The following is a 22,705-nucleotide window of genomic DNA, read 5'->3' as shown; positions in this document are numbered from 1 at the left end:
AGTTGTTCTTTTGTTTTATTTTGTGATACTGCTATAATCTCTGTGGCATTTCATTTTTAAATGCTATCTTCTGTGCATCATCGAGTAACTTTATAGCACCATTATCTATCATAATTTGAGCCATCTCAAATCCTAGATTATCAGACTCCTCAATATTTCTAACTATTTTTTCTTGCATTACATTTGTACCATCTGGAAATCCAATCATTGTTCTAAAAGTAATAACATTATCATTTACAACAGCATTACAAGCTACGGGAGCCGAGCATCCTGCTCCAATTTTAGAGATAAAATCCCTCTCTATTTTTGTACAAATAAATGTTTTTTCATCTCTTAGACTAAGCGCTATCTCTCTAACTTTATCATTACCACAAACTATTTCAATTCCTAAGGCAGCTTGTCCCATCGGTGGTATCATCATGTCGAGTGACAATTTTTGTGCATGTGGAATATCTTTTAGCAGATCCAATCTATGAAGGCCGATAAACGCTAAAATAATTGCATCATACTGCCCTTCTTGAAGTTTTCTAAGTCTTGTATTTACATTACCTCTTAAATCTTTTACTTTTAGATCTGGTCGTTGTCGCAAAAGTTGCATTCTTCTTCTTAAGCTAGTTGTTCCAACCACCGCGCCATGAGGCAGTGCATCAAGACTCTCATAGTTGTGTGACAAGAAAACATCGCTTTGATCTTGCCTTGCAGTAACAGCTACCAACTCTAAACCTTCAGGTATGTAAGTTGGAACATCTTTTAGGCTATGGACAGCTAAATGGGCATTTCCCGCCAACATCTCATCCTCGAGCTCTTTTGTAAAATGTCCCTTTCCACCAATCAGTGCCAATGGCCTATCTAAAACTTTATCTCCGTTACTTACAATCTCGTTTAATTCTACTGTAATTTCTGGATAAGAGGCTTCTATTCTATCTTTGATATGATAAGCTTGCCAAAGTGCAAGTGCTGATGCTCTTGTTGCAATTGTTAGTTTTTTCATCTATTTTGCTTCTTTATATCTGTTTTTTGTTTTATCGACCACACCGTTAAAAAACATAGTTGGTGTTCCATTAACCATAAGCGTGTCGGCTATTTTCATGTCGCTCTGAAAGTGAGTCGTGACCGCTGGCAACATTAAATCAGCCATAGTGATTTTAGAGTTCATTACTTTGTTGAACTCAGCCAAAATAACCTCATTAGAACGCTCTTTTGGATTTATTTTTACTTTATAAAGATTTAGCACAACATCTTTTACGCCTTTTAATTCTAACGCTATTGCTGCTTGAACTAGTTCAACTGCTGCTGGGTGGAGTGACTGAAGTGGAAAATGATAATAATATACCGCATATTTACTTGGATCTTTTTTCATATATTCCAGCGCAGTTGGCACAAATTCTCTACAAAAAGGACAAAGTGGATCAGAAAATATTACAACTTTATGTCTAGCATTAGCATTTCCATAAATTAGATTCTCTTTTTTATAATACTCATTTTTAAATGGTAAAGAAACTAAATCACTTATATCTTGCCTACTATTTAAATCAGCTAACTCTTTAGTTATTAGAGTTCCATTTGAAAACCAAAGCATTTTCTGAACAACCTGTCTACCATCTTGCTTTAAAATTGCATCTGCTTCAATGTAATACGCACTCCATCCCTTATGTTCCTTAATCTCTATAATATTAGTTGTATTTACTTTTATAGATTTAATATTTGGGTTACTGCCGAAACTATCCTTTAGATACTTTTCAACTTTGTTCTCATCACTTGCATAAATAACACTACTTAATATAGCTATTGTCGCTAATAATTTCAACATCAATGACATCTGATTCCTTTTCTCTATAATTTTTTTCAAATTTTTCTTCTTTAGTGCTAAATTTTACACTATAACGGTTAACGACCATTGAACTAACAGCACCAAATTGCAACAATAATCCGACTATATCTGTTAAAAATCCAGGTAAAATCAACAAAAAAGCACCTAAGATTGTAAAAAGATTTAATCTCTCAAACTCTCCTACATTTATCTGATTGCGAGACAATTTGCTCATATTTTCAAACAGAGTGTTTTTGAAATTTATCAGTATCACTATACCAATAAAAGCACTAACTATAATCTCTAAAAAAGTAGCAAATCCACCAATAGCAGAGGAGATATTGATGGTAATCATTAACTCTAAAAAAAGATATAGTAAAAAATATACCATTTATAAAAGTTCTAAAATCTTAGTTTTAATATCTTGAGCATTAATGGGGGTTATCTCTTTCGTTTTTCTATCAAAAATCTGAACAACACCATTTTCTAGCTCTTTGCCAATGATTACACTATATGGAAAACCAATAAGTTCGGCATCTTTCATCTTAAAGCCAAATCTCTCTTTTGTATCATCAAGCATAACTTCAACATTCAAAGATTTTAGATTCTCATAAAGCTCTTCGGCTAGTTTTACTTGAGCCTCATCTTTGATGTTTGAAATTATGATATTTACAGAGTATGGTGCGCTCTCCTTTGTCCAGATACAACCACTCTCATCATGGTTTTGTTCAATAATTGCCGCCATAATTCTACTGACGCCCATGCCATATGTTCCCATAATAAACGGTTGAGCTTTGCCATTTTCATCCAAATAGTGAGCCTTTAAAGGTGCCGAATATGTGGTGCCTAACTTAAAGATATGCCCAACCTCTATCCCTTTTGTAAGAGAGAGTTTTCCGTCACAATTTGGGCATATTTCATCACCTTTTATATCTTTAACGCTTGTGAAAATAATATCTTTTTGAGCTTCATCGCTGGCACCTAAAAATATCTCTATGTTTGCACCATACTCACAGCTATCACAAACAGCCAGAGTATCTTCGCCACTTCCAGCAATTACCATCAACTCTTTTGAACCGCTTCCACCAATAGCGCCACTATCAGCTTCAACTACTCTAAAATCAAGCCCAAGTCTGGCTAAGATTTTTTTATATGCTCTCTCCATTGCATCAAATTCTCTATCCAAATCTTCTACTGAAGAGTGAAAACTATAACCATCCTTCATAAGAAATTCACGACCTCTCATGATGCCAAATCTAGGTCTTGCTTCATCACGAAACTTGATTTTCATCTGATAAAGATTTATTGGGAGTTGCTTATAGCTTGTAACACGGTTACGAACCAAATCAACCATCATCTCTTCATGTGTTGGACCCAAAACAAACATATTATCTTTTCTGTCGTGGAATCTCAATAACTCTTTGCCAAACTTCTCGCTTCTTCCACTCTCTTCCCATAGAGTAATTGGTGTCACAAAACTGAGCTCAACCTCTTCACATCCAGCATTAGCCATCTCTTGATTTATCACATTTTCTATTTTTGTGATTACTTTTTTTGCCATTGGCATATAGCTATAAAGTCCGCTTGCAACTTGAGAGATAAATCCTGCTCTGCTAAGATAGATATGACTAGCTAAAGTCGCGTCTGATGGCGCTTCTTTTGTTGTTGGTATAAAAGCTCTACTTCTTCTCATCTTTTTCCTTCTGCTCTATTTAGCTCATGTTCACACTTATACTTATCTAATATCTCTGTTTTATCTTCTTTTATTAGAAATTGAAGCGCACTTGTTACCATATCAGATTTTGATTCTTCGGATACACTCCTCATTTTCGAGGTCATATCATGAAGAAATCTTTTTATAGTTTGTTGGCTCATTTTATGAACTTGGGCTTCATACTCTTTTGGAATATACCCATTTCTCATTACTCTATTTGATTCTTCTCTTGCGGCTTTAAATGCTTTTTCGTAAATCTCTTTTATCATAGGTTCTATATTCAGAGTGTCTAACCACTCAAAAAACTCAACAGTACTTCTCCCAATGATTCCATGTGCTTTTCTGGCACTATCTTCACGGATAGATTTGTTTTCATCTACAATAGTTTTTAAGTCATCAATATCATAAAGGTTTATGCGTTCACCTTTATTGTAGTCGATATCTCTCGGAAGTGCCATATCGAACCAAAACCTATCAAAATCACAAGCCTTTATAATCTCATCGGTAATGATTGCTTTTGGTGCAGAAGTTGCTGTAAAAAGAATTTCAAACTCATTTACTGCATTTGGCAACTCTTCAAAATCTAGTACTTTTACTGAGCACTCCTCTGCTAGTTTTATAGCTTTTTCTTTTGTTCTGTTCATTATATAAACATCTGCTCCACTAGAAGCGAGATGCTTTGCTGTTATCTCTGACATCTCTCCAGCACCTATAATTAGAGCTTTTTTGCCACTAACATTATCTAAGACTGATTTTAATTTTGAAACAGCTACACTAGCTATAGAGACTGGTTTAGATGAAATATCCGTAGCATTTCTAACTTTTGCAGCACACTTAAACGCATTGTGCATGGCACGAGCTAGCTTTTGACCACAAAATCCGCTGTCGTATGACAATCTAAAAGCATCTTTGAGTTGTCCTGCAATTTGTGTTTCGCCAATAACCATAGAATCAAGTGAAGATGCAACAGCAAAAAGATGATGTATGGCACTACTGTTATCATAGACATCTGCCCTTCCCTCTAGCTCATCAATAGATATCCCAGCTCTTTGTGAAAGAGTAGTAAAAATATATTCTGTCGCTTGTGCGATATCGCTACAGCTACAAAAAACTTCCATTCTGTTGCATGTAGAGATTAGAATAGCCTCGTTTATAGCATCACATGAATTTAATTTTGTTAAGCAACCCTTAACATGATAATCATCTGGATAAGAGAGTTTTTCTCTAACCTCAAGAGTTGAATTTTTGTGTGAGAAACTTATGTTTAAATAGTGCATCAATAACTTCTTTTTATCATGGTTTGTAAAATATTTACGAGCTCAGTATCATTTTTTACTGCATTCATTGCTTCATTCGAGAGAGAAACTGCTAGCTCAAAAGATTTTTCTATAGTTTTTTGTTCTTGCATCTTCTGTTTTATCCAAGAACCATCAAACTCATTTAGAGTTTTAGCATGTAGAGAGAGTAGTCGTTTTTTATCATCTTCATTTGAGAGCTTATAGAGATAAATATACGGCAGCGTGCATTTACCCTCTACAAAATCGTTCAAAGCAGGTTTACCGAGAGTTTCTTTGTCTGAAGTAATATCTAAAATATCATCAATTATCTGAAAAGAGAGACCGAGATTTTTTCCATAAAGAGCATAAGACACGGCATCTTTGCCAACTAAAATGGCACTAGATTCAGCAGAAGCTTCAATCAGAGTTGCAGTTTTTAGATAAAGCATCTCTAAATATTTATCTTCATCACTATTAAAATTTTCAGCCATTTTGACATCCATCATCTCGCCTTTACTCAAGGCCGTGACAGAAGAAGAGACAATTTTAGCGATATTTTCACCAAAAGAGGTAAGCTCACTAAAAGCTTTTGAGTAGAGAATATCTCCAAGCATCACAGCAGTTTTGCTTCCATTTGTTGCATTTACCGAAGCAACCCCTCGTCTTATAGTTGCTTCATCTATAACATCATCATGAAGCAGACTTGCAGCGTGGATTAACTCCACTATAGCTGCAAGCAGAGGAGCTTTTTCATGCTTATCTGCTATTTTTAAAATCAATTTGGCACGAACTCTTTTCCCGCCAGAGAGAGTGTTAAAGAGATTGCTGACTTCATCATAATCTATCTCTTTGATTAATCTTGCTATTTCATTTTCAACTCTTTGCATTATCTCTCTTTAGCTCATTTTTTAAAAATTCTAACTCAACTTGCTTTTTTTTATCAAATAAAAAAAGATCAAACACTGCCTCTTTTTTTACATCATCAAACTCTTTAAATTTAACTAGTATATATGGGACTTCGTAGGCATCTAAACTTCTATTTTTTAAATCAAATCTAAAACTTTCGTTTTGATATCTTAGATAAAGTACATTTTGAGCAACGATTTTATCATACACCCTAAACATAACTAAGCCACCATTTTTATAAAGCGTCCATCTAAATACAAACAGTTTCTTTTTGTCATCATATTTTACAAGAATTTTCTTTTGTTCATCTTTTTTAAGCCTTATCTCCTCTTTTTGAGTAAACCACTCAGCAGATAAAGTGGTTGCTACAAAAAGAGCAACTAAATAAACACTTAAAAGTCTCTTCAATTATTCACTTTGTGATAATATCTTACCCATCAGCTCAATATATAGGCTCTTAGAGTAGTTCTCCACAGCATCTCTGTTTGATATTATAAATCTTGCAATATCAGTGTCAAAATCATCACCAAATTTTTCAGCCATCATAATCTCCATAGCTGCAGTCCTATCTATAAAATTTTGCAACTCCATTCTTACAACATCGTTGTTAGCATTAAACACAACATCCATCAGTTTGCTTTTTGGTGAACCCATAAATATGTCATCTTCGTCTTCAAATAATCCGTACATTATAGTTCCTATTTTTTAGCAATTATATCAGTCACTATAATAAGATTAACTTAACATACGACAAGAATAATATCAAACTTAATCAAAGGCGTTTTTTAGCTCTTAAACAACACAGCTGATTAACTCCAACACAACAAAGCTTAAATGGATTAAGCCCATTTTTTCTATAATTGCTACCATGAAAAAATATGATTATCTCATCATCGGTGCCGGAAGTGCTGGATGCAATATGGCATACCGTTTTAAAAAAAATGGTAAAAAAGTTGCGATTGTCGATAATGAGGGCATAGCAAAAGGTGCAAGCGGAGCAGCTGGAGCATTTTTATCCCCACTTCCTGGAAAAGAAAATTTATACAATACTTTCGTAAACAACTCTTTAGAATTTTCATTAAACTTTTATGAGAAGCTCTCTCCAGAATCAATCAAAAAAAATGGGGTTCTAAGAGTCACAAACGACAACTTTAGCGATGATAAATTACAAACTAATAACATAAAAAATAGATATATCTCGACCGATGAACTACAAAAAATATCTGAAAATTTTACTAAAATAGATGGGTACTTTTATGAAAATGCGGCAATTTTAGACCCTCTCAAAGTTTGCACAAAACTAATAGAGGGTTGTGATTTTTATAATAAAGATATTAAAGAGTTATTTCATGATGGAAATTGCTACAACTTGGAAGATATAAAAGCAGATAGTATTGTCTTGGCTCAAGGAGCAATTAAATCTTTAGTCTCGATTCCATATATAAAAATATCTCCAATTTTTGGAGTTAAAATAGATGTTAAAACAACTACAAAAATACCATTTAATATACATAAATCTATCTCTATTTCAACAAATAAAAACGATGAAACCGTTGCTATTGGAGCCACAAAAGAGAGACACGATACCACAGAAATGGAGTGTTTAACAACTTGTGACAAATGTAGCTTTAATCCAAATAGTCAGCAAGAGCAGGTAGAGACTCTTCTCTCTCTTGCCGACGAACTTATAAAACTTGATAATTTAGAAGTGGTTAATATTTATAAAGGTGCAAGAGCAACAATCAAGAGTTATTTTCCAGTTATTGGTAAAGTCATTGATTATGAAAAATCTATAAAAAAGTATCCGTCTATTCAAAACGGTACAAAAATTCCACCACAAATGTTAGAGTACTTTCCAAATCTTTATATCATAAATGCGCTTGGCTCAAGAGGTTTTGTAGTAGCCCCTCTGCTTGCAAAACTCTTATGTGAAGAAATTTTAGAGTCCAAAAAAATACCAAAAGAGCTCTCAAGTGAGAAGCTCTTTTACAAAATGGCAAGGAGTAAAATCTGTATATCTACTGTTTTGTGATTATTTATAAAACATATCTTGGTATAGATTACTTCCCCATCCAATAAGGGCTTTTCCTGCGTCAACTCCAGCTTTTACACGCCAATCTTCCATGGTTGCAGCATTAAAGAATGTAAAAGTTTTATCAGAATCATTCCACTTATAGTCAGTGTTTACAAATATTGCACGGGCTGGCTTAAGTGCAACTACCGAGTAGCATCTAGTATGTGGGGATTCCCATATATATTTTGTGCCTAAGATTCTACTAGCAATACTTCTTGCAACATTGTGCCCTTCTGTATTTGCTGTATTTCCTGATTTACTAAATGTCATAGGTCTCAAATCTCCAGAGCAAAAGACACGGTCATCCCCTATGACTTGATAAGTAATTTGATCGATATTTGCCTCACCTTTATTGATTCCATCCTTAGCAATACCTGCTATCTCTAGAAGCTTACTACCTCTAACACGCGGATAAAAAGCAGCATCTGAAAATGAGATATCATCACCAAAGTCAGTAGTAACTTTTTTGTTCTTCAAGTCAAACTCCTCAATAACAGTGCCAGGCATATAAGTAATATAATCCTTATACATTTCACTAAATGCAGAGTGGAATCCTTTTGCTTTTATGGTAATCTCAGGATTCTCATCCATTACAATTACTTTGCCCTTAATCTTATTCTTTTTCATATAATCAGCAATAAGACAAGCCCTCTCGTAAGGAGCAGGTAGACATCTGTAGTTTCCACCTGGAACTGTTAGTATAAAATTCCCACCTTTGAAGTTTTTTATTTTTCCTTTTATTGTTTCGTGCTCTCCATGATTTTGAAATCCTGCGGGATATTTTGTCCTTAGCTCATACTCAAGTGTTGCGTCACCTTTTGTCCATCTACTGTAATCATAGTCAATCCCAGACGCTATAACAAGGTACTCATAATCTACAGAACCTTGATTTGTATAGACTGTGCGTTTTTTTCTGTCAATATCATAAACAGATGCGTTAAAGTATGTATATCCATTATTGTTGGCTGCATCTAAAAAACTATGCGAAAGAAACTCTAGCTCAACACCACCTACCAACCAAAGGTTGCTGATTGGGCAAGAGACAAAAGATGTTCTTTGCTCTACCATAACAACATCCGCGTCAGGCACATACTGCTTTAATCTTTTTGCTACAGATAGTCCAGACCATCCTCCACCAATAACCACAATCCGTGGACCTTTACCGTTTTTTGGAAGCTTTGCAACGGGGACAACACCATTTGTGTTGGATAAATCATTTTTTAAGCTAGCTTCATTTCCTAAAACTGCAGTTGTCGCTACAGATATACCGACAAACTTTAATGCGTCTCGTCTATTCATTGACTCTCCTTCTCGTATTCATTTATTATGTAATTTGTATACGATGAAGATATTAGTATTAAAATACTTAATTTTTATGTACCGGTAATAATTAAACAATAAATTAATAAATTTTTAATTTATTATTAATAGCTGGCATACAAGCATATAAATAATTACTATGTCTATATGTTTAGATTAAAAATATTTGCGTACAAAACTAAATCACACAACTATCTGCGTACCTATGCCTTCTGAAGTAAACAACTCTAACAACATCGAGTGCTCTAATCTTCCGTCTATTATGTGTGCCTTATGAACTCCACCATCAATTGCTTCTAAACATGCATCAACCTTTGGAACCATTCCGCCATGGATAGTTCCATCTGCCTTTAGTGCCTCAACCTCAGCCTTTGTAAGGGTGCTCAATAGCTCTTTATTATTATTTAGCACACCTGCTGTATCTGTTAAAAATATGATTTTATTTGCTCCAATTGCTTTTGCAACAAATGATGCGCAAAGGTCTGCATTAATGTTAAAACCAGGATGTCCCATCTCTTCGCCAGCGGCTATTGGCGCAATAACTGGTATAAATTTCTCTGCGATAAGGTTTAAAATAACTTCAGGTTTTACGCTTGTAATATTTCCTGTGAATCCCCATTTTGCAAACTCTTTTGATTTTGCTGTAATAAAATGAGCATCTTTTCCGCTGATGCCTATAGCTTTTGCGCCATGAGAGTTTAAAAGCGAAGCTATCTCTTTATTAATCTCACCACTCAAAACCATCTCAACAATACGCATAACTTCTTTTGAAGTAACTCTCTGTCCATCTATAAATTTTGACTCAATATGTAAAGCTTCAAGCATCTCATTAATCTGTCTTCCGCCTCCATGAACAATAACAGGCTTAATACCAACAAGGTACATAAGTAAAATATCTCTTGCAAATCTCTCTTTTAGTTGTGGGGATTCTTGGGCGGAACCACCATATTTAACAACAATAATCTCATCTCTAAACTCTTGTATAAACGGCAATGCATCCAGTAGCGTTTTTACTGTTTCTATCTTTTTTTGCACTATTTTCTCCTATAATCATTAATAATATTAAAAACTCTCTCATCTACTTCCACATGTAAATCCAAAAGAGATATTGGAAGGGCAAACGACTCCACTTTTACATAATCTTTATATGTTAAAAGTATAGAATCAGCGCCATCTCGCCTTAAAATATCCTCTAGCTCACTTTTTGTAAATAAGTGATGATCTTCAAAGTAGTTTTTACTAAGCACTTCTGGCAAAAATGAATCAAGCCTGCCAGGTTTTGCTATAGCAGTTACTAGCGACATTTTATCACTTTTATTTTTAAGCTCCACTACTCTTTTAAAATCTATCTGCTCTTTAAGTATCACTGCCTCTTTTTTTGACCAAAGCCTCTCTCTAATAGGTCCAGATGGAATACAGGAGCTATTTACGCTATCAACATCAATCAAAAAGTCCAACTTTTTAATGTTGTGTTTTGAGTATCCATCGTCCAAAAAAATTATTTTTGCACCCAACTCTTTAGCTCTTAAGATGCCCTCTGCTCTATTTTCACTTACTATAACTATTGCATGTGGAATTTTTTGCGCATAAATCATCGCTTCATCGCCACTCACATCAACATTACACAAAACTTCATTACTGTTTTTTACTACAACTAAGCCTCTGCTTGCTCGTCCATAACCTCTTAAAACAACAGCGGAATTCTCATAATGCTGCGCAAGTGCGGTTACAAGCGGAGTTTTTCCACTTCCACCAACGCTAAGATTTCCAACACTAACAATATCAATGCCAAAATCATATGGTTTGCTCATTTTGTATTTCAAATAGACAATAAAACAGTAAATAAAACTAAGTGGTAGAAATAAAATAGAAAGGGATTTTTGAAATAGATTTGGGTCATAGAAATACTCTTCAACCCAAAAAACTATCTTTTTTTTCAACGCAGAACTTTTTAAACTCTTGTGTGCGAAATAGACTTAATCGTCTCAATCACAAACTTAACATCCTTGTCTTGCATCTTTGCATAAATAGGAAGTGACATTACTTGCTGAAATACTCTTAGTGCTGTTGGAAAACTATTTATTTTTAGTGAATATTTTGTCTTGTAGTATGACAAAAAGTGAAGTGGAATATAGTGAAGCCCTACTTCTACTCCTCCTTTTTTAAGTTCTAGTGCAAAAGAGTCTCTATTTTTATCAACTTTAATTATATAAAGAGAGTATGGATGCTCATCACTTATTACCGCTGGAATAGCTATATGTTCAACAGATTTTAACGCTTCATTATACATCTGGGCAATCTCTTTAACTCGTTTTAGATTTTTATCCTGCTCTTTTAGTTTAGATCTTATATATGCTGCATCAAGCTGACTCATAGAGTAGTCAAAGCCAATATCCGTTACATCATAAATATATTCGAGAGCATCGCTGTTGACCTGCATTGCATGTGAACTTAAAAGTTTTGCTCGCTCTATTATCTCTTGTGAACCTGAGACAATCATGCCTCCACTACAGATATCTTTTTTTAGATATGGAGAGAAGTTAAAACATACAATATCAGCACCCGTTGAGCCAATTTTTTTGCCTTTATAAGTCGCACCAAAAGCTTCGCTTGCATCTTCAACAATTTTTACATCATAAACAGTACCCATTCTATAGAGCCTGTCCAAATCAACGCACTGTCCAGCAATATGTGTAACAATAACAGCTTTTAACTTCTTCGCTCTATTGTCTTCAAGATAGCTCTCTAGTTTATCAAGATCAATATTGTATGTATCAGAGTCTATATCTATAAAAACGGGCTCGGCATCAAAATGGCGAACAACTTCAGCAACACTTGGGTGAGCATTTACAGAACAGACTACTTTATCGCCTCTCTTTAGATCAAGTGCTAACATTGCTAAATGAAGTGCTGCTGTACCGCTAGAAGTTGCAAGAGCAAAGTCTGCGCCAATATATGACAGAAACTCGGACTCTAGCTCATCAACTTGATTTATATCTTCATCATCTAAGACATCACTTACATTTGAGTGTGCATCTCGACTACTCTCATACTTATAAAATGGAATTTTCATTTTTTGAATCCTTATAGTGTTATATCTCGCGGATAGTTAAAATCATGATTAATTGTTCTTGATGTAAGCTTTGCAATTAATGGCATTTTTCTTTTAAATTGATTACGAAAAATTCTTGTGATAATCATATCCAACATCTCTTTATCGAACCCTTTTTTTATCATCTCATCTCTATTTACTCTATCTTCAACAAAAAGCTTCATTGCTTCGTCTAGTTTAGCATATGAGTAGCCCAAATCAGCTTCATCGCTCTGTCCATCCCACAAATCAGCTGATGGAGCCTTATTTATAATACTCTTTGTTACACCCAAATACTCCGCCAACTCATACACTTCACTCTTATACAAATCACCTATTGGATTTAAGGCACTCGCCAAATCTCCATAAAGCGTTCCATATCCCAAAAGAAGCTCACTTTTATTGCTTGTACCTAAAACCAAAGCGTTCTCTCTCGCTGAGATATCAAAAAGTGTTGTCATTCTGAGACGTGCAGATAAGTTGCCTTTTCTTAGATTATTCATATCAGGGTTTAGCTCTTCGTAAGCCCTTAACATCGGCTCTATTGAAGCAGTAATTGCATTTATACCAAAATCAGCGCAAAACTCATCGGCATCACTTAAAGAGGAAGCTGAAGAGTAGTGCGATGGCATCTTTACACAAAGCAGATCACTATCAAAAACTCTTTTTGCAAGAACTGCCACAACAGCAGAGTCAATCCCGCCACTAAGCCCAAGAACCACCCTATTTATCCCTGTTTTACGAACTTCATTATCTAAAAAATGTTGCAGATAAATTGTAATCTGCTCATACTTTTTCATCTCAAACCTTTATAAAACTTTAACAAAAAATATTATATCAAAAAATGGTAACCTACAAACTGTCACATTTCTATTCTTTCGTTACAATTTCAAAAAAATAATTCAAAGAGTAACAACATGAAGATACAAGTTAGGCCAATGGGTGTTTATCAAACCAACTGCTATATAGTTAGTATTGATGGGAAAGATTTTATCATCGATCCGGGTGTTGATGCAACTCCATGGGTTCTTGCGAATGTAACAAATCCAGTTGCTATACTAAACACACATGGACATTTTGATCATGTGTGGAGCAACGCCGAACTTCAAGAGAAACTAAAAATCCCACTCTACACACCAAAAGGTGATGTTATGTTGCTTGGTGAGAGTAGCTGGATGCCAGACTTACCGCCATCAAAACCTGATGTTGAAGTAAACGGTGATGAAGAGTTTGATTTCGATGGCGTAAAGGTAAAATTTAGACATTTCCCTGGACACTGTCCTGGGTGTTCTACTATCGAAATTGGCGACGCTATGTTTAGTGGGGATTTTATATTTGATAGCTCTATTGGACGAACTGATTTTCCATACTCAAGCCCACAAGATATGAAAGAGAGTCTAAGAAAATTTAAAGAGATAGCGTACGACAAAATCATCTATCCAGGGCATGGCAACACAACCACAATCAAAAAAGAGCAGCAACACGCTGACTATTGGATAAAAACACAGGGGTAGAGTTTTACTGTTTTAGCTGTTTTTATTTTTGCAAAAAAGCGTAGCTATAAATATTACCTGACAACTGTTTTTCTAGAAGTTTAATGTAAGTGAAATGATAAATATAGCTTATTTTCCTTTTATGTAGTAATTATTTTTTAAAAGGCTCTAATCCAAAATATTCTTTTAGAGCCGTCTCGTAATCAACCTCTAAAACTTCCAGTTTCCCCTCTTCAATCAGCTTTAGCTTGTTATCCACGAGGATTTTACGCCCCTTAGGGGTTTGCATGATGGCAATTTTTTTCTGCGTGAAAATCGTATCGGGGCTTGTCGCGTTGAAATAGTTTGCGAGGCTAAACTCAATCCACTCCTGCGGTTGGAGGGTAAAGCCGTACAGACGCTGCCACTCCCCCTGCACCATCGCGCCGAGCACATACTCAGCATCAAGTATTTCGAGTCGAAAACGATCGCCGTCCTGAACAGCTTCACCCTCTTCGATCACCATCGGAGCGCGTAGTGCGTATCCGCCAAATCCCGTATCGCACAGATAATTGCATCCATCGACTCGGACGATTAGAACCATGTGCGTTTTAGGACGGCGGGTCGGATAGAGCATCGAGCGAGCCCCCGCAAAATACCACTCGAACCCTATAGCGGTAAGTGCCATCGCAAACACGCCGTTGATCTCGTAGCAGTATCCTCCGCGACGGTTCACGATCACTTTTTCCACGATGTCCTCAGGTACCAATGATGGGATACACCCTGCTTGCACCTCAGTGTTTTCAAACACGATTGTGCGCAGTTGTCTCTGCATCAGTTGTGTGAGCGTTGCGACATCATTATTAGCTTCACCTTCAAATCCGATGCGGGAGAGGTAGTTAGAGAGGTTGAAGTTTTCGGCTGTCATCACAATTCCTTGATTTGAGTATGTTTTATAAGCGATATGGTTTCGTGATCGATAGCGCTATTTCGACCTTTTATCTGCTCCATTATTGCATCATGGCGAACTTTAGGTAAATTTTGCCCTGCTTTGACTTTGAGGGTGATGAAATCAGGCTCTATCACATACACTCCAGTTTTACTCATCATTTTCGTATAGATCGGATTTGCCGCATCAATCGGCTCATATCCACCTTCTGGCTGCATTTTTTCCATTAGTGCCGTAAGTCCGAAAGCTTTTTGCACGAGATCATCAATACGTGTCACCATTCCACCTGCAATGACCGAAACAAAAAATTGTGTCGCGGGACATGCCGAACGGGTATCGCTAAAATACGAGGGGATATACGCATAAGGTTTCACAACCGTAAACGAACATTTGGTATCTTCTCCAATCGCTTCAGCTTTTCGCCCTTGGAGTGCACCATGAAAATAAAACTTTCCATCCTCATAAGCAAAATTCACTGCTATACCATAGGGATTATCTCCACTAATGAGCGAGAGCACGCCGTATTCGCACTCACCTAAAAACGATTCAATCTCTTTTTTGTCAGTCACTTCAAACTCTGAGCGTCTCATCTATTTCCTTTTATTTTTTGTGATACTATATCGCTTATTTATACTCTTAACAAGTGACAAAATATTTCAATTCTATAGGGACAGTTTATGTATCTTCTCGACGCTACTTCAGATATTCCTTTGCATCTTCAGCTCTACAAAGCGCTCAAACACAATATTACCACCGACTTAAGCATTGGAAGCAAACTCCCATCTATCCGTAAAATCTCCCAAGAGTACAAGATTAGCAAAAATACCGTTGAATCCGCCTACGCACAGCTCTATGCCGAAGGGTATATCGAGAGCCGTCCCAAAAGCGGCTATTATGTCGCAGATGCAGATTTTCACCCTATTGGGATGATAACCAAAGACGAGACCTCTTCCAAACCCTCACCGACATACCGATACAACTTCTACCCTGTCCGATTATCTCGCGACCTTTTTCCTCTCAAACTCTACAAACGCCTTTTTAACCGTGCCGTCGATGAGAATCTCGACATGGGTACCTACCCCGATCCGCAGGGAGAATTTGCGCTGAGAGCAGAGATAGCGCGTTATCTCACAGAGTTGCGCGGCGTGCGATGCGACTCATCTCAGATTATAGTGAGTGGTGCGTTTATTGATGCGATGGGGATGATCGCCGATATACTCCGTCCGACCCATCCGCACTTTGCCATCGAACACCCCGGATACCATATCGCCAGAAAAGTTTTTGAACACCATCTCTATGATATTACCCCTATAGGTGTAGATGAAAATGGACTCATGATTGATGAGCTTGCCGAGTCCGATGCATGTGTGGTCTATATCACCCCCTCACACCAATACCCCACAGGTTCCTCCATGCCCGTCGCCAACCGTCTACGCCTACTCAAATGGGCACGCCAAAACGACGCCTACATCATCGAAGACGATTATGACAGCGAACTCACCTACCGCTCCCGTCCCATCCCCTCACTTCAAGGACTTGACGATGCCGAGCGTGTCATCTACATAGGTACGTTTGCAAAAGCCCTCTCCCCTGCACTGCGCATCGGATACCTCGTACTTCCCCGCCCTCTCATGAATCGTTACCGAGCCTTCCACGGTACGTTCGCACGAGTCTCTCTGATGGAACAAAAAACGCTGACACTGTTCATGCACGAGGGGCATTGGGAACGTCATCTGCGACGGGTGCGAAACCTGAACCGCAAGAAGCACGATCTGATGAAACAGAGCCTTATCAAACATTTGGGCGATGCGATTACTATAATGAGCGAGGGTGGCGGTCTATCGATCAATATCCGCCCCGCGTCAGACATCGACCTTGATCTATTACGACACAGGGCCGAAGAAGCGGGAATCAAACTCTATTTTGCAAAGAACCACTCAGGGGGAGAATGGGACGCGATACGGATGGGATTCGGGGGCTTTGAGATGGAGGAGATAGAGCGTGCGGTGGAAGCGTTTGCGGAAGTATTTTTAATTACACATCAATAGTTGCTTTGTGCTTTTTATTTGGCAAGCATAAGTTGTTTTAATTATAATAGTTGGGAATAAAAATTTAAGCTAAAGGAAAAATATGGACAAAATATCACTTATAGAAAATTCATATACTTTTGTCAATGAAGCAATATTAAATTCAAGAAAAGCTAAGAAAGACTCAAAATACTTATCATTTTCAATACTACATCTTATACAAGGTTTAGAACTAATGTTAAAACATCTTCTAAATCAAGAACATCCAATTTTAATTTATGAAAATATTGATAGTCCTAAAAACACTGTAAGTTTAAAACAAGCCCTTGAAAGATTAAAAAATATAGCTAATGTTGATATAGATTCAGATGAAACTAAAATAATAAATCGTGCGATTTCTCAAAGAAATAAAATTGTTCATCATGAATATGAACTCAATCCATCCCATCAATATTCCATATTTATACAATTATTTGAATTTATTCACTATTTCCATAAAAAGCATTTTCAAATTGAGCTACATGATTATATTGATAAAAAACTATGGAAAAGAGAATCAGAACTGTTATCTGATTTTAAAAATGAATGGGTTGAATATAGAGGGCAAAAACTACCAAATTATCTTCCATTAGAAATTGTATTATCTCAAAAATACACAGCATTAAAACAAAAAACAAATAGTGGATATAAATATTATTCTCGTCAAGTATATGGAATAAATAATGAGTTTCCTGAACATGACACATGTGATGATTGTGGTGTAAAAAAGGGAGAATATCATTTAGATATGTGTGATATAGAACGATGTCCAATATGTCATGGACAATTAATGATATGCATTATTTCTGATAGTAGATGTAATTTAGATTACTGGATATTAAAGAAAAAAGATAAGCTTGAAAGGGTATGAGCACGCGAATCTTGAATCGCGTACTCTAGTCACTCATCTTTTACAACCGTCTCATCCCCTCATAAATCCCTAATATCTCATCACTGCTGATCTCGCCGCCACGTGATTCGGAGATACGTTTCACTTCGTCGGCTATCATCGACTGCATATCTTTGGGAATCTCGATGCCATAAATCTCTTTTAAGATATAAGCGACGCCCCCTTTGCCCGATTGTGAGTTGATACGGATCGTATCGGTGTACTCCCGACCTATATCGCGCGGATCGATTGCCAAGTACGGGACTTCCCATCTATCGCTCCTCTGAGTACGACGATGCTCAATCCCTTTTTTGATTGCATCTTGGTGTGTCCCTGAAAACGCGGTATAGATAAGCGATCCCACATACGGATGACGTTCTGGGACGCTTTGCGCGGTAATCGCCGTGATACGGCTCAATATCTCATCGACTTTTTGGATATGAAGCTTCGGATCGATCCCTTGTGCGTAGTAGTTAAACATCAACGTCACCAAATCGACGTTCCCTGCCCGCTCGCCGTTGCCAAGGATCGTCCCCTCCACCCTCTGCGCACCTGCCAATACTGCCAACTCCGCACTCGCCACCGCACACCCTCTGTCGTTATGCGGGTGGACGCTGATGATGACACAATCACGGTGAATGATCTGTTTGCCCATCCATTCGATACGATCGGCATAGATGTTCGGCGAACACGCTTCCAAGGTGTTAGGCAAATTCAAGATCATCGGCTGTTCTCGCGTCGGTTGCCATACTGTGATCACGGCATTAGAGATGTCACGGGCAAACTCCAACTCCGTCTGCGAAAAGCTCTCCGGCGAATACTCGAATATCACCTCTCCCTCAAACGTCCCTGCTTCGCGTTTGATACACTCTACCCCTTGTAATGCCAACGCGATGATTTCTTCTTTACTCCGTTTAAACACAACATCGCGCTGATTCGACGCGGTTGGATTATAAAGGTGCATATTAATTCGCTTTGCTCCGCGCAATGCCTCGAAACTACGAATGATATGACGCTCTATCGAGGGAACGAGGATACCGATAGTGACATCATCGGGAATCAATCCTTCCTCTATCAAACGACGGCAAAAATCAAACTCCGTCTGTGATGCACTCGGATAGGCAATCTCGATCTCTTTGAATCCAAACTCAACCAACGCTTTGAAATACGCGATCTTTTGCTGGGTTCCCATCGGATTAGCAAGTGCTTGATTACCATCTCGTAAATCGGTACTAACCCACATAGGGGCAACTGTGGCAGACTTATCCGCCCACTCTCGATTCTCCAATTTTACCGTTGGATACGGCGTGTATTTTGTATGCGTGTGCATAGAGTTATCCTTAACTGTTTAACAATAAAAAAATGCCGACATATGGACGCATTACGCCCAAGATGGCAAAACTAAAGATTAAAAAAAGAAACGGGAAAAAAGGAAAATTACAGCAGGTTTAGCAGGAGGAGAGAAAAGCTCGCGATACGGTTGTCCGTAATTGGGTTTGAAATAGGCATGGTATGACTTTTCATGGTCTCTCCTTTTTATATGTTGTGAAATTGTAGCTTATTTTTGTACGTTTTAATACTCTTACGCATAAACGGAGAGTAAAAATTGCGATCGCAGTTCGGCAACGATGTCGGAAGAGCTGTGCGATTTTAAGACAAGGTTTTTATTGTTTTTGAGCTCGTCTTTGATGTTCGTTATGGTCTCTAACGCCGATTTTTTGTCTTTTTTATTGAGGGTATCGGAGAGCGTGTCCAGCTGGCTTTTAAGTTCCTCTTGCTGTTGACTTATCTTGGTGCTTCTATTTTGGGTAGAATTGGTCTGAACCAATTTGTCGGCTTCTTCTAACAGTGCTTTGGCACTCTCAAAATCACCGCCCTCGATCGATTTTTTCATTTTGTCCATGAACGTGTTCAATTTATCTTTGTCTTGCTGATAGGAATTGGTGGTGGTTGGGGTGGTGCTGTTGTTATAAGAACTGTAAACGGATCGCATCGTCTCTCCTTAAGGGTATCGATCGTCTTAGAAGCAAATTATATTCCTACAATCGACAATCCTTATATGCTATAATCCCCAACAATAAAAGCTTTCGTTCTTCTTTTTCTATTTTTTAATCTCGTGACATTCTTTGTATTTGGATACGATAAATATTTAGCGCGTACTAACCGTCGACAGGTCAGTGAAAAAACACTTTTGAGTCTTGCCTTTTTTTGGGGAAGCGTTGGAGCTGTTTTTGCACAAAAAATCTTTCGTCACAAATCAAAAAAAATATAGCATTGCCCAAGATGGCTTTTTATGTTTAATCAATATTATTAAAAACTACATTAACTAGGAGATTACAAATCATTTATATCGATATATCTTAAGTAAAATTGTTTCAAACTAGTAGTAAGTGTGTACTGAGTATTGCATCAGCAGATTACTTTAACTCACTCCAGTTATTACCAATATTCATACTAGCAACAAGAGGAATTCTTAACTCCATTATCTCCTCCATAATTGCTTTAAACTTTCTGCCGAGTTCATCTGCCTGATTTTCATCTACCTCAAAAATCAGCTCATCATGGATTTGCAGAAGCATTTTTGCATTTAGGTTTTTATGTCTAATCAAACTATCTATTTTATTCATACTGAGCTTAATCAAGTCACTAGCACTTCCCTGAAATACGCTGTTTACTGCTTCTCTCTCATAAGATGCTCTAAACATTGGCGATGCATTTTCATAGTCAAAATAGCGTCTGCGTCCGAGGATGGTCTCTACAAATCCTCTCTCTTTTGAACTATCAACTATGGAGCGAAAATAACTTTTTACGGTTGGGAATGATTGAAAATATTTCTCAATAATCTCTTTTGCCTCTTTAGTGGTTATGCTAAGAGTATCTGAGAGTTTTTTTTGTCCCATCCCATAAAGCAGTCCAAAGTTTACTGTTTTTGCTATATTTCTCTTTGCATCTGCTTCATCTTCGCCAAAAAGAGCCACGGCTGTTTGCCTGTGAATATCTTTGTTATTTTTAAAAGCATCAACCAAAACCTTATCCCCAGAAAAATGAGCCAAAAGCCTGAGTTCAATCTGCGAGTAGTCTATACCTATGAGTTTTTTCCCTTTTGGCGCAACAAAAGCCTCTCTTATTTTTAAACCAAGTGAAGTTCTCGCTGGTATATTTTGCAGATTTGGATTTTTAGAACTTAGTCGTCCCGTTGTGGTTCCTGTTTGTACAAAAGATGTATGAACCCTACCCTGCTCATCTTCATAGCTAAGTTTTAAAAGGGGCTCAATATATGTAGAAAAAAGTTTATAGACCTCTCTGTATTCCAAAAGATAAGGGATAATATCATGCGAATCACAAAGTTGACTAAGCACATCTTCATTTGTTGAGTATCCAGTTTTTGTCTTTTTGCCGACAGGTAAACCAAGCTTTTCAAAGAGTATATTTCCTAGTTGCTGTGTTGAGTTGATATTAAACTCACCACCAGCTTGCGTGTATATTTTTTTTGTCAGTTCGGCAAGAGTCTCTTTAACCTCTACTAAGAATTTCTCCAAAAATGCACGCTCAACAGCTATCCCATCTTTTTCCATATGAAGAAGTGTTTTTATAAAAGGCATCTCAACACTAAACGCCTCTTTTATTATGTGTGATGCATCTTGAAGCTCTAATTTCTCTAATAACAAAACATATAACTTTAGTGTCACAAACGCATCTTCAGCTGCATATTTACAAGCATCTTCTAAATCTACATTTGCAAATGTGTCATCTTTTTTTACAGTATCTTTAAAAGCTATCATTTGGTGATTGAGCAGTGTTTGCGAGAGTTTATCAAGAGAAAGTGCACTATCTGAGTCCACAAGCCAAGCCAAAATCATACTATCTGCATAAATTTCTAACTCATCATCTTCTAAAAATCTAGTTACAAAATGTAGGTCAAACTTTATGTTATGCCCAACAACACGGGATTTAAAGATTTTTCTAATTGCTTTTTTTGCAGCGTCTTTGCTTATTTGTTGTGGTACGCCAAGATAAAAGTGAGCAATCGGAACATAATACGCATCTTGTTCTTCAAAACAAAAGCTAAAACCTACAAGTGAATCTTTTTCATAATCCAGACCAGTTGTCTCCGTGTCAAACGCAACTATTGTATTCTCATCAAGCTTAGACAAAATAGCATCTAAGAGACTCTCATCAGTTATAAGTATTGGATTAAAATCAACACTCTTTGTTTTTGCACTTTGCTCATCTGCTATCTCTTGCGCTTGTTGCTTTGTTTCGCTACTAACCATATTTTTAGCATGCAAAACCCTTAATATTGCATTCTGTTCATACTTTACAAGCTCATCATAAATATTTAAAAACGGATGTTCTATATCCATTTTAAACTCTTCAAAATCAAAACTATCATAAACATCGTCTCTTAAGCTAACAAGCATTTTAGACATATAAGCCTGCTCTTTTGATTCTATAAGTTTCTTCTGATTTGCACCGGTAATATTTTCTATATTTTCATATATGTTATCAAGAGAACCGTACTCCTTGATGAGTTTTTCCGCCCCAACCTTTCCTATCCCTTTAACTCCTGGTACATTATCTGCACTATCTCCCAGAATCGACTGATAGTCTATAAACTGCTTTGGAGTTACACCATATTTCGCAAAACAAGCCTCTTCATCAACTGTTGTTCTTTTTATAGCATCTACTAAAACAATTTTTCCATCATCTATGAGTTGGTATAAATCCTTATCATGAGAGACGATACGAACAATATAATTTTGCTCTTTCGCAAACTTTACAACCGTGGCAATAACATCATCTGCTTCAAAACCAACTTTTCCAAGCGTCTTATAGCCCATTTTGTCAATCCACTCAATTGCGATTGGAAGCTGCATAATAAGCTCTGGTGGCGGTGCTTGACGATTTGCTTTGTAATTTGCGTCTATCTCATTTCTAAAAGTCGAACCTTTAGAATCAACTGCAAAAACTATGTAATCACTATCGTGTTGTTTTTGAAGAGTTGAAATAAAATTTATAAAACCAGTTAAAAGTCCTGTTGGAAAACCATCTCTGTTTTTAAGATGTTGTGGAAGTGCATAAAAACTACGAAAGAAAAAACCAAATGTATCTATTACCGTTACTACTTTGCTCATAA

Annotated in this window: 23 protein-coding genes; 5 read left to right on the top strand and 18 right to left on the bottom strand. The window is 36.9% G+C overall.

Features of this window, described 5'->3' with window-relative positions; translation table 11 throughout:
* Positions 1-31: 31 nt before the first annotated feature.
* The 8 genes from hemC to PHV22_RS01770 are packed head-to-tail and all read right to left on the bottom strand — an operon-like array spanning position 32 to position 6,397.
* A complete protein-coding gene (gene hemC / locus PHV22_RS01805) occupies positions 32-991 on the bottom strand; it encodes a hydroxymethylbilane synthase (protein WP_295021258.1) in 960 nt (319 codons plus the stop codon).
* Complete coding sequence (locus PHV22_RS01800; protein WP_295021260.1) at positions 992-1,819, bottom strand: thioredoxin domain-containing protein; 828 nt, start codon at positions 1,817-1,819, stop codon at positions 992-994.
* Positions 1,773-2,201 (bottom strand): FxsA family protein, encoded by a 429-nt coding sequence (locus PHV22_RS01795; protein ID WP_295021263.1) that lies wholly within the window; start codon positions 2,199-2,201, stop codon positions 1,773-1,775. Before PHV22_RS01795 ends, PHV22_RS01800 begins: the two co-directional genes overlap by 47 nt.
* The gene (gene proS, locus PHV22_RS01790) at positions 2,202-3,503 is read right to left on the bottom strand and encodes a proline--tRNA ligase (RefSeq protein WP_295021264.1); all 1,302 of its coding nucleotides are present in this window, start codon (positions 3,501-3,503) and stop codon (positions 2,202-2,204) included. It lies immediately after the preceding gene.
* Positions 3,500-4,801 (bottom strand): glutamyl-tRNA reductase, encoded by a 1,302-nt coding sequence (hemA, locus tag PHV22_RS01785; RefSeq protein WP_295021265.1) that lies wholly within the window; start codon positions 4,799-4,801, stop codon positions 3,500-3,502. Before hemA ends, proS begins: the two co-directional genes overlap by 4 nt.
* Positions 4,801-5,688, bottom strand: coding sequence for a polyprenyl synthetase family protein (locus tag PHV22_RS01780; protein ID WP_295021266.1), 888 nt, complete (start codon positions 5,686-5,688; stop codon positions 4,801-4,803). The genes hemA and PHV22_RS01780 overlap by 1 nt, the downstream gene beginning before the upstream one ends.
* The gene (locus PHV22_RS01775; RefSeq protein ID WP_295021268.1) at positions 5,675-6,115 is read right to left on the bottom strand and encodes a hypothetical protein; all 441 of its coding nucleotides are present in this window, start codon (positions 6,113-6,115) and stop codon (positions 5,675-5,677) included. The genes PHV22_RS01780 and PHV22_RS01775 overlap by 14 nt, the downstream gene beginning before the upstream one ends.
* Complete coding sequence (locus PHV22_RS01770) at positions 6,116-6,397, bottom strand: DUF2018 family protein (protein ID WP_295021269.1); 282 nt, start codon at positions 6,395-6,397, stop codon at positions 6,116-6,118.
* Positions 6,398-6,575: 178 nt separating this feature from the next.
* On the opposite strand from PHV22_RS01770, the gene PHV22_RS01765 reads away from it, so the two are divergent.
* Complete coding sequence (locus PHV22_RS01765) at positions 6,576-7,739, top strand: FAD-dependent oxidoreductase (protein WP_295021271.1); 1,164 nt, start codon at positions 6,576-6,578, stop codon at positions 7,737-7,739.
* Here PHV22_RS01765 and PHV22_RS01760 read toward each other — a convergent pair whose 3' ends face one another.
* The 5 genes from PHV22_RS01760 to PHV22_RS01740 form a co-directional block, all read right to left on the bottom strand.
* Positions 7,740-9,080, bottom strand: coding sequence for an FAD/NAD(P)-binding oxidoreductase (locus PHV22_RS01760; protein ID WP_295021273.1), 1,341 nt, complete (start codon positions 9,078-9,080; stop codon positions 7,740-7,742).
* Positions 9,081-9,284: 204 nt separating this feature from the next.
* Entirely contained in the window at positions 9,285-10,136 is an 852-nt protein-coding gene (gene argB / locus PHV22_RS01755; protein WP_299945348.1) for an acetylglutamate kinase, read from the bottom strand.
* A complete protein-coding gene (locus PHV22_RS01750) occupies positions 10,136-11,041 on the bottom strand; it encodes a tetraacyldisaccharide 4'-kinase (protein ID WP_299945345.1) in 906 nt (301 codons plus the stop codon). Before PHV22_RS01750 ends, argB begins: the two co-directional genes overlap by 1 nt.
* A gap of 11 nt (positions 11,042-11,052) precedes the next feature.
* Positions 11,053-12,174 (bottom strand): DegT/DnrJ/EryC1/StrS aminotransferase family protein, encoded by a 1,122-nt coding sequence (locus PHV22_RS01745; RefSeq protein WP_295021279.1) that lies wholly within the window; start codon positions 12,172-12,174, stop codon positions 11,053-11,055.
* Positions 12,175-12,185: 11 nt separating this feature from the next.
* Positions 12,186-12,992 (bottom strand): NAD+ synthase, encoded by an 807-nt coding sequence (locus PHV22_RS01740; protein WP_295021280.1) that lies wholly within the window; start codon positions 12,990-12,992, stop codon positions 12,186-12,188.
* Positions 12,993-13,109: 117 nt separating this feature from the next.
* Between PHV22_RS01740 and PHV22_RS01735 the strand changes: the two genes are divergently transcribed.
* Positions 13,110-13,706, top strand: coding sequence for an MBL fold metallo-hydrolase (locus tag PHV22_RS01735; RefSeq protein ID WP_299945341.1), 597 nt, complete (start codon positions 13,110-13,112; stop codon positions 13,704-13,706).
* Positions 13,707-13,836: 130 nt separating this feature from the next.
* On the opposite strand, the gene PHV22_RS01730 is transcribed toward PHV22_RS01735, so the two are convergent.
* Together PHV22_RS01730 and PHV22_RS01725 are read right to left on the bottom strand one after the other, a co-directional pair.
* Entirely contained in the window at positions 13,837-14,592 is a 756-nt protein-coding gene (locus PHV22_RS01730; RefSeq protein ID WP_299945338.1) for an arylamine N-acetyltransferase, read from the bottom strand.
* Positions 14,592-15,203 (bottom strand): pyridoxamine 5'-phosphate oxidase family protein, encoded by a 612-nt coding sequence (locus PHV22_RS01725; RefSeq protein ID WP_299945335.1) that lies wholly within the window; start codon positions 15,201-15,203, stop codon positions 14,592-14,594. The genes PHV22_RS01730 and PHV22_RS01725 overlap by 1 nt, the downstream gene beginning before the upstream one ends.
* 87 nt (positions 15,204-15,290) lie before the next feature.
* Between PHV22_RS01725 and PHV22_RS01720 the strand changes: the two genes are divergently transcribed.
* Both PHV22_RS01720 and PHV22_RS01715 read left to right on the top strand, forming a co-directional pair.
* Positions 15,291-16,661 carry a PLP-dependent aminotransferase family protein gene (locus tag PHV22_RS01720; protein ID WP_299945332.1) on the top strand — a complete coding sequence of 457 codons (1,371 nt, stop codon included), beginning with the start codon at positions 15,291-15,293 and terminating at the stop codon, positions 16,659-16,661.
* An 82-nt stretch (positions 16,662-16,743) separates the two neighbouring features.
* Positions 16,744-17,550 carry a hypothetical protein gene (locus PHV22_RS01715; RefSeq protein ID WP_299945329.1) on the top strand — a complete coding sequence of 269 codons (807 nt, stop codon included), beginning with the start codon at positions 16,744-16,746 and terminating at the stop codon, positions 17,548-17,550.
* 40 nt (positions 17,551-17,590) lie between these two features.
* Here PHV22_RS01715 and PHV22_RS01710 read toward each other — a convergent pair whose 3' ends face one another.
* Both PHV22_RS01710 and PHV22_RS01705 read right to left on the bottom strand, forming a co-directional pair.
* Positions 17,591-18,898, bottom strand: coding sequence for a 2-isopropylmalate synthase (locus PHV22_RS01710; RefSeq protein ID WP_299945326.1), 1,308 nt, complete (start codon positions 18,896-18,898; stop codon positions 17,591-17,593).
* Positions 18,899-19,150: 252 nt separating this feature from the next.
* The gene (locus PHV22_RS01705) at positions 19,151-19,561 is read right to left on the bottom strand and encodes a hypothetical protein (RefSeq protein ID WP_299945323.1); all 411 of its coding nucleotides are present in this window, start codon (positions 19,559-19,561) and stop codon (positions 19,151-19,153) included.
* 123 nt (positions 19,562-19,684) lie between these two features.
* Here PHV22_RS01705 and PHV22_RS10175 point away from each other — a divergent pair, with 123 nt between their 5' ends.
* Positions 19,685-19,840: a DUF1294 domain-containing protein gene (locus PHV22_RS10175; RefSeq protein WP_367187067.1), complete on the top strand. Its 156-nt coding sequence runs from the start codon at positions 19,685-19,687 to the stop codon at positions 19,838-19,840.
* 145 nt (positions 19,841-19,985) lie between these two features.
* On the opposite strand, the gene polA is transcribed toward PHV22_RS10175, so the two are convergent.
* The gene (gene polA, locus PHV22_RS01700; RefSeq protein WP_295021283.1) at positions 19,986-22,703 is read right to left on the bottom strand and encodes a DNA polymerase I; all 2,718 of its coding nucleotides are present in this window, start codon (positions 22,701-22,703) and stop codon (positions 19,986-19,988) included.
* Positions 22,704-22,705: the final 2 nt, after the last annotated feature.

This window comes from Sulfurimonas sp., assembly GCF_028713515.1.
Taxonomy (GTDB): Bacteria; Campylobacterota; Campylobacteria; order Campylobacterales; family Sulfurimonadaceae; genus Sulfurimonas.
The sequence above is the reverse complement of the archived record's forward strand: the minus strand, read 5'-3'. Positions and strand labels throughout refer to the sequence as shown.